This is a genomic window from Pleomorphochaeta naphthae, assembly GCF_055396005.1.
Map to the genome: position 1 here is coordinate 919,657 of NZ_AP042457.1, position 16,797 is coordinate 936,453.

Annotated in this window: 16 protein-coding genes; 1 reads left to right on the forward strand and 15 read right to left on the reverse strand. The window is 28.9% G+C overall.

Annotated features, from left to right (window positions below; translation table 11 throughout):
- Positions 1-4: 4 nt before the first annotated feature.
- The 14 genes from ACZ5SO_RS04250 to rsxC form a co-directional block, all read right to left on the reverse strand.
- Positions 5-1,165 carry an ABC transporter permease gene (locus ACZ5SO_RS04250; RefSeq protein ID WP_464627031.1) on the reverse strand — a complete coding sequence of 387 codons (1,161 nt, stop codon included), beginning with the start codon at positions 1,163-1,165 and terminating at the stop codon, positions 5-7.
- On the reverse strand, positions 1,155-1,850 hold the full coding sequence (locus tag ACZ5SO_RS04255; protein WP_464627033.1) for an ABC transporter ATP-binding protein: 696 nt from the start codon (positions 1,848-1,850) through the stop codon (positions 1,155-1,157). The genes ACZ5SO_RS04250 and ACZ5SO_RS04255 overlap by 11 nt, the downstream gene beginning before the upstream one ends.
- A complete protein-coding gene (locus ACZ5SO_RS04260) occupies positions 1,843-3,000 on the reverse strand; it encodes an ABC transporter permease (RefSeq protein ID WP_464627034.1) in 1,158 nt (385 codons plus the stop codon). Before ACZ5SO_RS04260 ends, ACZ5SO_RS04255 begins: the two co-directional genes overlap by 8 nt.
- Positions 2,990-4,009, reverse strand: coding sequence for a hypothetical protein (locus tag ACZ5SO_RS04265; RefSeq protein WP_464627035.1), 1,020 nt, complete (start codon positions 4,007-4,009; stop codon positions 2,990-2,992). The genes ACZ5SO_RS04260 and ACZ5SO_RS04265 overlap by 11 nt, the downstream gene beginning before the upstream one ends.
- 13 nt (positions 4,010-4,022) lie before the next feature.
- A complete protein-coding gene (gene ftsY, locus ACZ5SO_RS04270) occupies positions 4,023-4,895 on the reverse strand; it encodes a signal recognition particle-docking protein FtsY (protein WP_464627036.1) in 873 nt (290 codons plus the stop codon).
- Positions 4,896-4,916: 21 nt separating this feature from the next.
- Positions 4,917-6,320 carry a hypothetical protein gene (locus tag ACZ5SO_RS04275; protein WP_464627037.1) on the reverse strand — a complete coding sequence of 468 codons (1,404 nt, stop codon included), beginning with the start codon at positions 6,318-6,320 and terminating at the stop codon, positions 4,917-4,919.
- 3 nt (positions 6,321-6,323) lie between these two features.
- Positions 6,324-7,422 (reverse strand): peptide chain release factor 2 gene (gene prfB, locus ACZ5SO_RS04280; RefSeq protein ID WP_464627039.1). Its coding sequence is split into 2 segments (ribosomal slippage): positions 6,324-7,352 and positions 7,354-7,422, totalling 1,098 coding nucleotides; the frame shifts between segments, so codons are not numbered across the junction.
- A 16-nt stretch (positions 7,423-7,438) separates the two neighbouring features.
- Positions 7,439-9,292: an alpha-amylase/4-alpha-glucanotransferase domain-containing protein gene (locus ACZ5SO_RS04285; protein ID WP_464627040.1), complete on the reverse strand. Its 1,854-nt coding sequence runs from the start codon at positions 9,290-9,292 to the stop codon at positions 7,439-7,441.
- Positions 9,293-9,309: 17 nt separating this feature from the next.
- Positions 9,310-10,107 (reverse strand): RnfABCDGE type electron transport complex subunit B, encoded by a 798-nt coding sequence (locus tag ACZ5SO_RS04290; protein ID WP_464627041.1) that lies wholly within the window; start codon positions 10,105-10,107, stop codon positions 9,310-9,312.
- A gap of 11 nt (positions 10,108-10,118) precedes the next feature.
- The gene (gene rsxA, locus ACZ5SO_RS04295; RefSeq protein ID WP_464627043.1) at positions 10,119-10,712 is read right to left on the reverse strand and encodes an electron transport complex subunit RsxA; all 594 of its coding nucleotides are present in this window, start codon (positions 10,710-10,712) and stop codon (positions 10,119-10,121) included.
- Positions 10,709-11,353, reverse strand: a complete 645-nt coding sequence (gene rsxE, locus ACZ5SO_RS04300; RefSeq protein ID WP_464627044.1) for an electron transport complex subunit RsxE — start codon at positions 11,351-11,353, stop codon at positions 10,709-10,711. The genes rsxA and rsxE overlap by 4 nt, the downstream gene beginning before the upstream one ends.
- A complete protein-coding gene (locus ACZ5SO_RS04305) occupies positions 11,353-11,901 on the reverse strand; it encodes an FMN-binding protein (RefSeq protein ID WP_464627045.1) in 549 nt (182 codons plus the stop codon). Before ACZ5SO_RS04305 ends, rsxE begins: the two co-directional genes overlap by 1 nt.
- Positions 11,901-12,986: an RnfABCDGE type electron transport complex subunit D gene (locus ACZ5SO_RS04310; RefSeq protein ID WP_464627046.1), complete on the reverse strand. Its 1,086-nt coding sequence runs from the start codon at positions 12,984-12,986 to the stop codon at positions 11,901-11,903. The genes ACZ5SO_RS04305 and ACZ5SO_RS04310 overlap by 1 nt, the downstream gene beginning before the upstream one ends.
- On the reverse strand, positions 12,983-14,299 hold the full coding sequence (gene rsxC, locus ACZ5SO_RS04315) for an electron transport complex subunit RsxC (RefSeq protein WP_464627048.1): 1,317 nt from the start codon (positions 14,297-14,299) through the stop codon (positions 12,983-12,985). The genes ACZ5SO_RS04310 and rsxC overlap by 4 nt, the downstream gene beginning before the upstream one ends.
- A 356-nt stretch (positions 14,300-14,655) precedes the next feature.
- Here rsxC and ACZ5SO_RS04320 point away from each other — a divergent pair, with 356 nt between their 5' ends.
- Positions 14,656-15,516 carry a hypothetical protein gene (locus ACZ5SO_RS04320; protein ID WP_464627049.1) on the forward strand — a complete coding sequence of 287 codons (861 nt, stop codon included), beginning with the start codon at positions 14,656-14,658 and terminating at the stop codon, positions 15,514-15,516.
- Here the strand turns inward: ACZ5SO_RS04320 and pcnB are convergent.
- Positions 15,513-16,703, reverse strand: coding sequence for a polynucleotide adenylyltransferase PcnB (pcnB, locus tag ACZ5SO_RS04325; RefSeq protein WP_464627051.1), 1,191 nt, complete (start codon positions 16,701-16,703; stop codon positions 15,513-15,515). The two genes, ACZ5SO_RS04320 and pcnB, sit on opposite strands and share 4 nt — an antisense overlap.
- Positions 16,704-16,797 lie beyond the last annotated feature (94 nt).

Consider the following 16,797-nt stretch of genomic DNA (forward strand, 5'->3'; position numbering starts at 1 on the left):
AGATTTACTCATGATTCAAGAGATCTAGTACTTCAATCTTTTTTATTCTCCTTAAACTAAGATAAACGCTTATCACAGAAACAAATATAAGTGATAAACATATAAAAAATATATTTTTATATGGAACAATTATTTCAAAATCAAATAGATACCAACTTAACGAAGGTATTTGTGTAACGTTAATATTATTTAGCAATTTTAAAAATGTTTTACTTATTATTAAACCAAGCAGTGATCCTACGAAGGTTGAAACTATTGTAAATAATTCTATCGCCAAAAAATAGTTTTTTTGAAGAACTTTATTTTTTAAGCCTAATAATTTATTTGTCGCTATTGTTCTATGATCTTTAGTGATTAAATCTGAAGAGATTGAAGATATAAAATATCCAGTTAATAGTGCAATAACTAAAAACACTATAGAAAGACTTTGAGTACTTGTAAGTAAGTTTTGATATACTGATTGTTGGATTTTATACCATGGATAGGCTATAAGGCCATCTTCTTCAAAAGTATTAACAGCCTCTTCTATTGAAATATTATCTTTAAGTAAGAGTTCTTGATGAGTTCTTAAATTCTCTTGATAAATCAATTTAAGATCTTCTAACTTCATATAACTAAAATTTTCATCAATTTCTTTATATCCAGAATTGTAAATTCCCCTAATAAAGACTAGTTTTGGCCTTATTGTTTTTTCATTTTTTGCAAGAATTAATGCTGCTCTATCCCCTATTTTAAGATTTAAAGCTTCAGATATTTCCTCAGATATTATTATTGAGGGTAAATTTGTTGTGTTTTCAATTTGCTCTATGTGTAGTGAATCTAATCTATCTTCATTAAAGTAATCATCATTTACAGCTTTTATGGATGATATTTGGGTATCTTCCTTACCATAGAGCAAGGCTGTTATCGAAGCAACTGTATCTGCTTTCTTTATAAAATCATATTGTTGGGTTAGTTCTTTATCACTATATATTTCTACATCCCCATTTACTAATAATGCAAATTTTGTTGAAATGCCTTCAGACATTGAATGAATAAAAATAGAAGATACTGTTAATAGAGAAACAATTAAAACTATTAGAATAAAAGATCTAATAATTTTATTTTTAGAATTTTTTGAAAAAAGAATTTTATTGATTAAAATTTTATTTAAATTATTCTTCACTTATATCCTCTGTTATTTGTCCGTGTGTTAATTTCACAGTTCTAGAACATTTATTAGCAAATACTTTATTATGAGTTACAAGGATTAAAGTAGAATGCTCTTCTTCAACTAAGTTAATCAGTAAATCTTCAACAAAAGCTGCATTATCTTCATCTAGAGATCCTGTAGGTTCATCAGCAAAAATAACTTTAGGGTTAATACTTAATGCTCTAGCTAAAGCAATCCTTTGTTTTTCTCCTCCTGAGAGTTGGAAGGGTTTATGATCAGATCTATCTAATAAACCTACTTTTTCTAGTAAATATTTTGCTCTTTTTGATGCTTCTTTATTACTTTTACCATAAATTAATAAAGGCATTAATATATTTTCATATGCGCTGAAATCTTCTAATAGTAGGCTATTTTGAAAAATAAAACCCATTTGTGCGTTCCTAACTTTGCACAATTCTTTATCAGATAGAGTTGATGTTAGTTGATTATTGAAGACAACAGATCCTTTTGTGGGTTTTAGAAGTGAAGCGGCAATTTGTAAAAGTGTACTTTTCCCACAACCACTTTTTCCTATGATTGAGATTGAATTTCCTTCTTCTATATTTAATGAGAGGTTGTCTATTATAGTTAATTTACCTTTTCCTTCTGGTAAAGGATATGTTTTAGTTATATCTTTCAATTCAATTATATTACTCATTTAACAAAATCTCCATGTTATTTGTCTTTAATAATTTTTTGATTGCCAATTTACTCATCAAATATGTTATTAGAATCAATGGTATTGCAACCAAACTCGCATTTTTTAGTGAAAATGAAAGATTAACACTTACATTTAGTATTGGTATTCTATAATTAGTTATTTGATTTAGAAAACTCATAATTGAATTTGAATAATTTAATGCAAAATAAGATATTAGAGTACCAAAAATTATTCCAGTTAAACTTACTATTAATGATGAAAGTGAAAATATCTGTTGTGTTTGTCTTTTTGTAATACCTAAAGCCCTTAGCATAGCAATTTCACCTGATTTTGTTTTTATCAGATTTAAAGTGCTATTATATAGTTGGAATAGAACAATTAAACTCATGAGAGAAAGCGTAAAATACATCAAATATTGTTCAAGTTTCATAGCTGCATATAAACTTTCATTTTGATCAATCCAAGAGGATACAGTGCCATATGGTGTTGCTATAGCTCTTATTTTATCTACGTTACCGAATACTCCTATTTGACTTTGAGTGTATGGGGCAAATTGTTTTAAGATATTGTAATCCATAAATGCATAATAATTATTAAAATCTGATATTGGAGTGTAATATATTCCTTCAACAGTTTGTTCAATTTGAAGTGGGACTACAGTAACAGCTTTACCTTTTTTTAAAATTGTTACATCAACTGGTTTTAAATAATCAAATGACGAAGTTAAAGTCTTTGAAAAACCTAAAATTACGCCAGAAGATGAAAAATCTCCTTTAATTAAAGAATAAGATAGTTCTTTAAAATCACTTTGTTTAAATCCTCGAATTTTCCCAAATAATTGTGAAGAATCATCACTAATTATTGTTGGAACTTCTATAAATTCAAATGCAAATTTAATATCAGGATCATTGTTTAACTTTTCTAATAATTCTTCAACATTTAAGTTATCATTTATTTCAATTATTGCATCATAACTTGAATATTCACGGATTAAAGAAAATCGTTTATCTTGTAAACCAATCATAAAGGCTAAGATTACATTTAAAGCTAAAGATGCAAATATTAAACCTATAGCGATTCTAATTGAAGTAAGTTTATGACGATTTTTCGGAGAAAAAGCATATCTAAACGCAATTTTATAAATCATCCCTTACCTCTCTATATTGAATATCAATTATTTTATCATTTTTATATGTAATCGTACAATAAATTTCATTATTTTTATATAAATTCTCAATCTTAATATCATCGTCATGAAAAGTACTAGAACTAGTTAATTCATTGTTTTCATAAGTAGTAATTGAAAGTATTTCATTATTTTTATAAGAAATTATATCCTTTCTTTCTTTATCATACGATTTAGTTATTTCATTATATAATTTTTCAGTTATTACTTCTTCACTTTTAAAGAAATCTTCATCATACTTAAATTCTTGAACTTTGATTAATATATCATTTTCATATATTTCTCTCTTATTCAAAATTCCTTTATTAAAATATTCTTTAGTTAATGCATCTTTAGTTTTGTCTATAACAATAATATTTTCATCATCCAAAGTTTCTACTTCAATGTTGTTTATCAATTCATCCTTCTGATATTCTGTTGAATTTATTATTCCATCATATATTTTAGATTGTTTAAAATAATTATTATTACTAATGCTCAAACTTAGGTAGTCATTATTGTATGAATAAGTGGAAAAGAATGTATTATCTGTTTTATCAAATTTTAAGATAGCTTGTAATTTATTATCATATGTATAGTAATATTTATAATATTCAACTAATTGGTCATTCGATATAATTGTTTTTTCGTACAAAAGATTTTTATCATAATAATAATTTGTTCTAGTAGAGCCATTGTCTTCACTGATAATATAATTATTATCATATGTTCTTTTAATAATTGAAGAGTTTTCTTCAATTACTATAGTTTTAGTAGTACCGGTTACAGTAATTGTTTTCTTTTGTATTAATTCATCATTTTTATATAATTCTTGTTCAATTATATTATTATCTTCCTTTTCAATTAAATAGTATTCACTATCATTATTATATTTGCCCAACTTTTGTCCAATAGAATTGGACTTATAAGTTGTGGCAAATAGATTAATAACTATTAATAGATTTATACCAATTAAAAAGGCTTTTTTCATATTAACTCTTTTTTTATTCTAACCCAACTAAAGCGTTTAAGAATTCATCTTCATCGAAGGGTTTTATATCTTTATATGATTCTCCAACTCCTACAAAAGCTACTGGTAAGTTTAACTTTTCTCCGATTTGCACTAGTGATCCACCTTTAGCTGCACTATCGTATTTTGATAAGATTAGCCCATCTAATTTAACTGCATCGTTGAATAATTGAGCTTGTGAAAAACCGTTTTGACCTGTTGTACTATCTATTACTAATATTTTTTTATAGTGAGCATCATCAATTCCTTTTGCTTTAATTACTTTATCAATTTTCTTTAATTCTCTTAAAAGATTATCTTTATTGTGCATTCTTCCAGCGGTGTCGGCTAAAATTAAATTATCTCCTTTAGCTTGAGCACTAGTTATTGCATCAAAGATTACAGCTCCTGGGTCGCTTCCATTTTTTTGTTTAACTATCCTAACTCCTAGTCTATTCGCATGTAATTCTAATTGATCTATTGCTGCAGCTCTAAATGTATCGGCAGCAGCTAAAAGGACGGAATGTCCTTCATTTTTATACTTGTTTGCTATTTTTGCAATGGATGTGGTTTTTCCAACTCCATTAACTCCTAATACTAAGACAATCGTTAATTCATCTTTTTTCAAAGGCAGTTGATATGATTTAACTTTTCCTTTTAATAGGTCTTTTAATATATTTTGTAAACCTTCTTGAGTGTCACATTTTTCTTCCTTAGCTTTAGCTCTTAATTTATCAGAAAGATCCATTGCTAATGAGGCTCCTAAATCACCTTCAACTAGTAAATCTTCTAAATCTTCAAAGAAACTTTCATCTAACTTTTTAGTGCTCAATAAGGCCTTTAGTTTTGACCCGAATTTTTTAAACATATTTGCTCCATATAATTATATTTATGTAGTTGCTAATTTTAAATATGATATTAACTTATATATAATATTTATTGAACTAATAGAGACAACAGATGGCGATAAAATATCTAAAACTGGTTCTATTGTTTCGTTATTTAGTGCATCATTTATATTATTTATAGTTAATGATCCAAATGTTAACATTATAAATGAAAAGAGTGAAGAATAAAATTCTTCTTGCTCTTTATCCACTATCTTACTTTCTTTCATCCATGTAGGTTTTAATGTAAAACTGATGTTCTCTAAATCGCTAAAATTCTGTAATGTAATAGAATCAAAGCCCTCTTTTTTAGCTTCTATGTAAAATGGAAGACTTTGATTATTAAGAGATATAGCTGAACCATTTTCCAAAGGGGTTCCGTTTAGATAGAAAAAAACATTTCCAACATTAGATAATAAGTTAATATTATCAACTATTGGTTGTTCTAAAGCTACATCTAAAATATTTATACCAGATTCTAAATTAATTTTCACTATTTTAGAGTTTAGTGAATTCGAAACTAAAAAATAGTGAATTCCTTTTTCAGATATCAAATATTCATTGTTAGTATTTATCTTTTGTAAATCACTTTCTCTTAAATATACGGAATTATAATTCTCTTCATCTTCTAGATTTAATTTATCTTTTGTTGTATTAGTAATTTCTTGAATACTTTGAACATTTTCATTCTTGTTAATGTTTAAAAGTGAATAAGATGGGTTAAAATAGTTTATAAAACTTAATAAAATGTCAGCACTTAGATTATTTAAAAACTGTGTTGATAAAACTTTGTCAAATATAATTTCTTTTTTACTTGAATCTGTATATTCTATTTTTAAAGTTTTAATATTATTAATTTTTGGAAAACTTATTAATATCAGTCCATCGATTTCTTCTTTGTTTAATATATTTTTTATTATATATTCATTGTGGTTTTCTACTAATAGTGAAATTAATGCTCCTTTTTTAAGTTTTTTGAAACCTAATTTTAAATCATCAAGTTCTTGAGGTGAAGATAATATGCTTTTTGTCTCTTCAATTTTTTCTAAGTTATCTGAAGTAGGAGATTGTGAATATGATTCTATTGCTTTTGAGTGTGTTTCATATAATTCTTTTTCACTTGTATCTTCTAATATCTGTTTTTTTTTATCTGTGAAATAAGTAGTTAGATTCATTGATGTAAGATATGTTGTGCAAATTTCATAAATAAAATCAAAATTGCTTACATCAATATCCTCTGCTTTGTATGTATAAATATTTTCTACTAAGGTAGCAGCTTTGTCATTATTAAGTAGATTTAAATTATCTTTACTATCAATAGCTAAAGCGACCCCAATATCGAAGGTTGAGGCATAAATAGTAAAAGATAAATTAATTAAAATTAATAAAACAAAGCCTTTTTTCATACATTAATCCTCTTGTATCCATTGTAAATAGGCTTCTATAAATACATCTATATCTCCATCCATAACTGCATTTACATTTGTGGATTGAGCATTTGTTCTATGATCTTTTACCATGGTATAAGGTTGGAAAACATAACTTCTTATTTGTGAACCCCATGAAATCTCTTTTTTCTTTATCGCATTTTCTTCATGTTCTTTCTTTCGTTTTTCTTCGTAGTAAGCATAAAGTTTTGATCTTAACATTTTAAATGCTACTTCTTTATTCATTAATTGAGATCTCTCATTTTGGCACTGTACCACTATTCCAGATTCAAAGTGTGTTATACGAACAGCACTGTCAGTCTTGTTAACATGCTGCCCTCCAGCCCCTCCTGCTCTGTATGTATCAAGTCTATAATCATCGCTATTTAACTCAATTTCGATATCATCTTCAATCACTGGTGTTGTATAAACCGAACCAAAGGAGGTATGACGTCTTTTTTGTGAGTCAAATGGGGAGATTCTAACTAAGCGATGGACACCAGCCTCGCTTTTTAAGTATCCAAAAGCAAAATCTCCCTTAACTAGAATTGTTGCACTTTTTATTCCACCTTGATCTTCTAAGATATCAATTATAGATGTTTGAAAGCCTTTTTTTTCACACCACCTTAGATAAAGTCGCATTAACATTTGTGCCCAATCACTAGCCTCAGTACCTCCTGAGCCTGAATGAATTGTTAAATAACAATCATTTTGGTCATATTTTTGATTTAAAAGTGTTTTAATCCTTAGAGGGTTATATATTTTTTCTACTTCTTCTATTTGTGAATTAATCTCATTTTGAATTTCTTCATTATCTTCATCTTCATATAATTCTATAATCTCAAAAATTTCGTCAATTGATTGAATTAATTTTTGCCAAGGATAATAACTTTCCTTTAATAAGGTTAATTCTTTAAACACCTTTTCAGGATTCTCATTTTCACTCCAAAATGTAGGACTTGAAGTTAATTGTTCAATTTTTTCTATTTTTTCTTTGACTTTATTGTTGTCAAAGACGCCTCCAAACTTTTAAGGCTTCATTTTTTATATCTGTTAATAATGCTTTTTTCTCTATAAACATGTTGATCTCCAATAAATTAAATATTTCGTCCAATTCTTAGAATAAGATTAAACTCCCTAGTTTCTTTGCTTTTGATTTTAACATCCCATGTAGGTAAAAATAAAGAGAACTGGTAAAGATTTTCTTCTCCAACAACGGTACGAGTTGATAAATACGAATTCTGATAAAAAAGATTGCACTTTTCATAAAAACTAAATCCAATTTTGGTTTTATGCTTTTTATCATTAAGTTTAATTGAAGATATTTTATCAAAATCTTTTTTATTATTAGATATTATATTCTCATCATCAATTAAGACATTAACATTATTTTCAAAGGGATAAAAGCTTAATGGTATTTCTACACCATATTTAAAGGCTTTATCGTGTAATGATGTGTTAGTTAATTTTACAGATAGTTGGATTTCATTAGAGAAAAACTTATAATGTTTATTAATTGTAATACCTAAAGATACTTTAGATTTAGATTCTAATTTAAATTCAGTAAATTTATTGTCTACAATATTTATCTCATATGGCAATTCAGTTAATTTATTGCTCTTCATTGTATAAGTCGATAAATCAAAGTTCTTGTCTAAAAATACATCTTTAAATAGCTTTTGCTTTACTCCAGCTAAAGCCAATTTATCTGTATCATTATTATAATTGTAGGGTAATAAACCATTTACAAAATTATATCTAGCTGGAAAGTATTTTAATTCGAGAAGACTTCCACCTTTTGAATCAATTACTGCATTAAAATTTTTCCCACCTGAAATAACTTCATTGAGATTATCTTTATCTACATCTTGAATAAAGGGATATGAAAAATCATCTAATGTTATTAATAGTTTTTCTAAATCTATTAAGTATTTATATAAATGTGATCTTATTGATCCTTTCAAAATGGAAGCATTTGAGTCGTAAAGATACGGTGCTCCGGTTAATATTTTAGGGATTAATTTTGCAATTTTACGCTTTGTATCGCGATTTTTCTTATATAATTTAGATACTTCTATCATCGAAATGACACGATTATATAAATAATTTAAACTCTGATCTTGATATAAGACTCCATGGATAGAATTCTTAGGGATCAAAGCGTCAAAACCATACCAACCCTTTTCTAAATAAGATAAGGGTAATATTTCATTTTTCTTATATAATACATCTAATGATAATTCACAATTATCAAAAAAATATGTAAATAATTCAGTTACTTGTGAATTTGTAATATTTCCTTGGCATAATTGATTTAAATTAATCATAGCAACTTGGACTGAATCATCATTTAAATTTTTTATTCTTTCAAACATTGTTTCATAAGTAATTTTTCCAAGACCGAAATCATGGATTAATTTACTTATTCTAGTATCAATTGGAATAATATCTACACTTCTACCAAGTTCTTGCATTCTAAAAGGTTTAGGTGGTGCGTCAGAGTATGTGTTATTATTATCTAGAGAGATAATCACTTTTTCTATTTTACTTAAGCTTAAACAGCTAATTAGTGATGGGTCCCAGATTTCACCATAACACCAAAATGTTTTAGGTAGTTTTTTGTATTTCTTTGCAATGAAATTCGTTGTTGTTTCAATTTGTAGAATACGATCGGAAGGTGGAACTATAGGAAGTATTGCTTGATGAAAACTTCCTGTCATCATGTCAAGTTTATTTGATTTTGATAAATTTTTTATTAACATGTTTACTTCAGAGTGAGAACTATCAAGCCACTGAAGTAAAGCTCCACCTAAGTATAGTTGGAGAAATATATCCTCTCTTTTATAAACCTCAGTTAACAAAGGTTTTATAGCATTATTTAAAATATGCTGATAAGACTCAGAAGGTGTTCCTCCTGCTAATTGAGAATATGCTCCAACTATATATGACATTTTTAAAGTCTGTCTCCTTAATTACGTTTTACAATACATTGTTTTGGGCACGCTTTAGCAGCTTCTTCAATTTGCGAATGAGGTTTAGAATTATCGAATACTGATAAGAAACCGTCCATTGAGCACCCAGACTCAGGGAACTTTCTAACACAGATTCCACATCCTATACAACCCACTTCACAAACTTTTCTGACCTTAGCTCCAGAATCGTGGTTATTACACTTTACAACGTAATCGCTATTATCATCAATAAGTTTTATAACATTATGTGGACAAATATCAACACATTTACCACAAGCTATGCATAAAGAGGGGTCAACTTCTATGTGGCCATTCTCTTTTTTTGATATAGCGTCTACTGGACAAACATTAATACAAGAACCTAATTGTAAACAACCCTCTTTACAAGCAAAATCGCCACCAAATAATAGAGCTGCTGCATTACAATCGCTAATTCCTTCATAATCGAAATCTTTTTGAGTTTTTTCACAATCTCCGTCACAGAAAACATATGCAACTTTTTTAGTTGAACTAACTTCAACGCTTTGTCCCATAATTTCTCCGACTTTCTTTGCTACTTCACTTCCACCTGGTGCACATAAATTTAAGGCACATTCTCCTTTTGCACAAGCTTCAGCGTATCCAGCACAGCCTGGGTAGCCACAACCACCACAGTTTGCTCCAGGAAGTACAGCCTCTATATCTATTTGTTTCTGGTCTTTTGCTACTGCTAATTTTTTAGCTGCGAAAGCTAAACCAATTCCAAGTAGCAAACCCATTACAGTAATAATTAAAAATGCTAAAAATATATTCATTATCTACTCTCTTATACTAAATGTAAGTTCATCAATAAAGATTTATCAAAGGCCATAAATGCTAAAGCCATAAGACCGGCTGAAACAAAAGCAATAGGTACACCTTTAAAACTTCTTCTTACAGGAGCTAAATCTAATTTTTCACGAATATTACTCATTAGAACTATTGCAAGAGTAAATCCTAAACCAGCTGCTAATCCACCAAAAAATGATTCTAAGCAAGAGTAATTTTCATCGATGTTGATAATTGCAATACCTAATACTGCACAGTTAGTTGTAATTAAAGGTAAAAAGATTCCTAAAGCTTTATATAATGGAGGACTTATTTTTCTAATAACTAATTCTACTAGTTGAACTAAACTTGCAATAACTAAAATGAAAGCTACTGTTCTTAAATATTCTAGCTCAAAAGGTAATAATAAAAACTGATAAACGCTCCAACATACGACAGATGCAATTGAGGTAACAAAAGTTACTGCCATTCCCATTCCTAGTGCACTTTCACTACTTTTAGAAACACCTATAAAAGGACACATTCCTAAAAATTGTACTAAAATAAAGTTGCTAATAAATATATATGTAATTAAAATTGCTATATAGGTCATGCAAGTTTCTCCTTCTTAGCCTTTCTTCTTGAGTAGAATTCGAAATAGGCTTTTAAATAACCCATTAATAATAGCGCACCAGGTGCTAAAGTCATTACTCTAATAGGCCACTTATTGATAAATGGGATTTCAATAACACCATCAAAAGATCCTAGTGGGAATAGTGTAATAGTACCTGAACCAAATACTTCCCTAATAGTAGCTATTAAAATGAGAGCAAGAGTAAATCCAATTCCCATTCCAATACCATCTAAAATTGAATCTAAAACAGTGTTCTTACTTGCAAATGCTTCTGCTCTTCCTAAAATAATACAGTTTACAACTATAAGAGGTAAGAATACTCCAAGTGCTGTGTAAACGTCAGGAATAAAAGCATGTAATATCATTTCAATAATTGTAACAAAGGATGCAATTATTACGATATAGCTAGGAATTCTAACTGAGTCTGGAATTACCTTTCTAAGTAAGCTAATCATAATATTACTACAAGTTAAAACAAATAATACACTAAATCCCATACCAATAGCGTTTGAAACCATAGTGGTAACACCTAAGGTAGGACATAATCCTAATAACAATACAAAAGTTGGGTTTTCTTTGAAGATACCTTTTGTCAACTCTTTCATATGATTATTCTTCATTAGTTAGCCCCCATATCTTTTACAAAAGTACTTCCAGCTTGAAGTGCATTACCAATGGCTGCAAAGGTAATCGAAGCACCACTAATTGCGGCTGCTTCTTCACTATTTAGTTGAGTCTTTTTAGTTGGAACTGGATCTTTTTTGATATATTTAGTCATATACCAATCTTCTTCACTTTTTTTACCTAAACCAGGTGTTTCGCTATCACTTACAACTTTTGCTTGTAACACTTCACCTGCTTTGTTATATGAAGCTACTAAAGATATTTTACCACCATAACCAACTGCTGTTAAATTTAATAAATATCCTTCAGTTTCACCATTATTACTTAGTGTGTAGTAATAGTTTACAAAAGAATTATCTTCAACTGAATTACTATCTTCACTAATAGTAAATCCATTGCTAACAGCCTCTAAAGCATTTAAAGTCTTTTGGTTCTCATATTCAATAATTACAGGTTTAGTAACACCATTTAAAAAAGCTAATACTATTGCTGCAACAGCACAAATTAAAGCTAAGACTATTGAAGTTTTAAGATAATTTTTCATTAGTTAGCCCCCTTTACTTTAGCTTTTTTAACATAGCCGAATTTCTTAGGTACAATATATCTATCAATAGTTGGAGTTACAATATTCATCAATATAATTGCTAAGGATACTGCTTCTGGTAGAGATCCAAAATATCTAATTAAAAAGGTAAAGAATCCACAACCGATAGCATAAATTATTCTACCTTTTTTTGTGATTGGCGAGGTTACCATATCTGTTGCCATAAAGATGGCACCTAGCATAAGTCCACCGGAAAAGATTTGTGATAAGACTTCACCATGGAATAGACCTAAATTATCTCTAACTCCTGCAAAAATCCAAGTTAAAAGAGAAAAAGTTAAGATATAATAAACAGGAATATGGTAAGAAATAATTTTCTTAGCTATTAAATAAATACCACCGATAATTAAAAGGAAAGCACTAACTTCACCAATACAACCACCTATGTTTCCAAAGAAGGCATCTATTGCATAAGGAGAAATACCTGTAGATTCAGATAGTTTAAGTGCAAAATTAGTAGTTGGATAAGAAGCTTGAGCTAAAATATCTGAAGGATTTAAGTTTGATAGGCCACCACTAATGCTAGTTTTAACATAAGAGAGAGGTGTTGCACTACCTATTGCATCTACCACTTTTAAAGTTTTGGGAGTTGTAAAATTACCCATTAATGAGGTAAAACTAAAAAATACAAAAACTCTACCAGCTAGAGCTGGGTTCATCCAGTTTGATCCAAGACCACCGAAAGTCCATTTTACAACTACAATTGCAAATGCGTTTGCTAAGATAATAATAGCAAATGGGATAGTAGGACTTAAATTCATACCTAATAATAAACCTGTTAAAAATGCTGAGCCATCAAATAAAGTACTTTCTTTTATAGTCTTTTTACCATCGATATATCCTAAGATATATTCAAAAAAGCAACTAGATAAAATAGAAACCAACAATACGAATAGAGCTCTAATACCAAATACATAAACTCCCCAAAGAGCAGCAGGAGCTAAAGCTAAACTTACATTCCACATTATAGATTTGGTAGAATTTTTACTATGAAAATGTGGAGAGGATGTTATTTTTACTCTCATTTCTTCTTCCTCGCTAGTTTTTTACCAGTTTTAAAGGAATGAACTAGTGGGATATGTGCAGGACATACATAGGCACAACAGCCACACTCTTTACAATCCATCAATGAATATTTATCAAGAGCAACTTGATAATTACCACTATTTATATTTCTGTATAACATTGTTGGCATTAAGCCAATTGGACATGCTTCAACACATTTACCACATGAGATGCAAGGTGTTTGTCGAGCTTTATTTTCTTCAAGAATACTAATAACTCCACTAGTACCTTTGACAACAGGTATATCTAAAGAAGCAAAAGAGAATCCCATCATAGCTCCACCACTTACAATCTTATCTGGTTCAGTTTTAAAACCTCCGCAGTAATCAATTAATTGTGAAATTGGTGTTCCAATTGGAACGATTAAATTTTTAGGATTAGCAATGCACTCACCACTAACACAGACAACTCTTTCAATTAGAGGTTTATTTAAAGCACATGCTTCATAGATTGCAAAACAAGTTCCAATATTAGCAACAACGGCACCGATATCTAATGGTAATTTGCCACTTGGTATTTCACGGTTTATTGTAGCTTTTAATAATTGTTTTTCATCCCCTTGTGGGTATTTTAGTTTTAAAGGTTGTACCTTTATTGGATAGTTTTTTTCACTTATTACTTTAGATAATAGTTCAACAGCATCCATCTTATTCTCTTCAATACCTATGATAACATGTTTAGCTTTTGTAACTTTTTTTGCTATCATAATACCTTCAAGAACTTCTTCACTTCTTTCAAGCATTGTCCTATGGTCACTAGTTAAATATGGTTCACACTCAACACCATTTATTACCAAATATTCAACAAATTTCCCTTTAGGTATCATGAATTTGACATGGGATGGGAAAGTCGCTCCTCCAAGCCCAACTACGCCTAAATCTTTTATAGTATTTAAAAGCTCTTCTTCACTCTTATTACTATAATCAATCTTTTCAAAGACAACTTCATCAGCATCTTTATCAGTTTCAATTAAAAAGGCATCAGCTACAACACTATTAGCTAAAGGCTGCTTAATAATTTTTTTGATTACCCCTGAGACTGGCGAGTGAACTTCTGCACTGATAAAGCTGGAAGCTGTACCAATTTTTTCACCCTTTTTAACATAATCTCCAACCTTCTTTAAAGGTTTTGCTGGGGCTCCTAAATGTTGAGATAAACTTACAACAACTAAAGAAGGTATGGGCAATTTTTCCAACGGTTTAGTATTAGAAAATTGCTTTTGATCTTTAGGATGCACTCCACCTCTCTTAAACGTTAAAACGTCTTTAGGCATTTTAGGCTCCTTATTTTTTCCAATTTGATTATTAATCGATAAATTAGTGTTTAATAAAGTTATATATCAATTTTTTTGTGAAAAAAAGATTATTAAAATAAACACCTCGCTAATAATAAAGCTTATAGTTTCTATTTTCAAGTATTGTTTTGAATAATTTTCCCAAAATCGAGTTAATATATTATCGAATTTATTAATAGAAATTCGTTTTATTTCACTTAATATTTTAGTATTACAAATTAGTAATAAGAAATATATTATAGATAAATTTATATTATAAAAAATACTTATTATTATGATGCTATATTTTAATAAAGTTAGTTCCAAAAAATCGAAAGTATAGTTATACTATACATATGAACCGAATATTTAAATATGCTTTTTGGAAAATTGGTGGAATAAAAGTCTACGCATTAGTTGGTAAAAGTGGAACGGGAAAAAGCTTTAGGTCAAAAATGGTCGCAGAGGAATATAATATCGATTTAATTATTGACGATGGCCTTTTAATAAAAGGTAATAAGTTAATAGCCGGCAGAAGTGCAAAGCAAGATGAAACTTTTTTAGCAGCAGTAAGGACTGCTGTATTCGATGATCCAGAACATTACAAAAGTGTTCTTGAAGCATTGAAGAAAGAAAGATTTAGAAAAATATTAATAATCGGTACAAGTGAAAAGATGGTAAGGAAGATTGCAACTCGCCTCTCCCTCCCTCAGCCTGATAAAATTTTCAAAATTGATGATATTGCAACTAAAGATGAAATTGACACTGCGATGAGAATTAGATTTACTGAAGGAAAACATGTTATTCCAGTTCCTTCAATTGAAATAACAAGAACATCTCCAAAGATTGTAATAGATTCGATGAAAGTATTATTTAATAGAAAAATATTTAGACCTTGGAAAAAATCTAAGGTGTTTGAAAAAACAGTCGTAAGACCTCAATTCACACGATTTGATAAAACAGTAATTAGTGAAGCAGCCCTCACTCAGATGGTTATACATTGTTTAGATGAATTTGATCCAGCTATAAAGGTTTTAAAATTAAAAGCAAAAGTTCAAGAAAATGGATATTCTTTATCTATAAAATTAAGGATCCCATCAAAACATATGATGAGAACCTCTCTTGGTGAGCTTCAAGAATATATATCCGAGTCTCTTGAAAAATATGGGTCAATATTCATAGCTCAAGTATTTATTGATATGGAAGAATGGAATTAAACAGTGGCTACTTTTTGTTGTGGTTGAACTTTTTTCTTTCTTTTAGCTAAATCATGTTTTTTTGGAGCACGTTTTTTAGTAGTAAATTTTCGTTTTCTATCAACATATTTATTACTAACTCTAGGATGTCTTACACAGCCTCTAGGTACTTTATAACCTTTCATTTCTAATAGATGTGCACAACACAATTCAACTTCATAATTACTTGGAGTCATTGGAGAAATTAATACTTTAACCTGTCTAAAAGTTTCTTTAAATCTCTCCCGAGCTGTCAAACTCTCGTCACTAAATATTATTAATTCCTTTACTAGGTGTAAAAGCATGACAGAGCGTTTGACTTCTTCACTTTCACCATTTTTATACTGTCTAACTTTATAATCTAATTCCAATAAGCTATTTTGAACATTGTTTAGTTTTGTATAAATACTAAAACATGGTAGTAAATAAACAAGTAATTTATATTTCTGTAGTTTTAAAAAGATATCACGACTGTAACCAGATGATAATATTTTATTAACTTCTTCTGTCAGTCTGCTAGTTGAAACTTTAGCTAACTCAGTATGATATTTAATTATAGCTCTGTGTACATTGTATCTTAATTTAAATCCTGTAGTAATACTATATTTTACGGCTCTAAGCATTCTTACTGGGTCTTCTTTAAAGCTTTCTTTTAAGTCTATTATTGAAGATATTTTTTTATTTTTAAAATCTTCCATAGCATTATTGAAGTCTAAAACTTGTTCAGTGCTAGGGTCATAATATAAAGAGTTTATCGAAAAGTCTCTTCTTTTTGCATCCTGCTCTACAGTTCCGAAAACATTATTATTTATGCCAAAATTTTCTTCATCACTTCTAAAAGTTGAAACTTCTAATATTTTTTCACCATATTCTAAATGTACTAGTTTAAACCTTTTGCCAATAATTCTAGAATTCCAAAACAATTTATGAATCTGTCTTGGTGAAGCACTAGTAGTAATGTCAAAATCTTTAGGCATTTTATTCAATAATAAGTCTCTAACTGCTCCTCCAACTATATAAGCTTCAGCTCCTGTTGCTTGAAGCTTCTTAACCGCACGCAAAGCATCCTTATCAATTAAGGATAAATCTATTTTGTGTTCGTCTTTAGTATATATTTTTGCAAATGGAATACTATTTCCTTTAGAATCTTTTTTATATCGAATAAGCATTAATTTTTTCTCATTACTATTTTTTATTAAAATTGTAGTTCAGTTTCATTTAATCGAATTACTTATTGAGAATACTATGTTTAGTATGATTTTG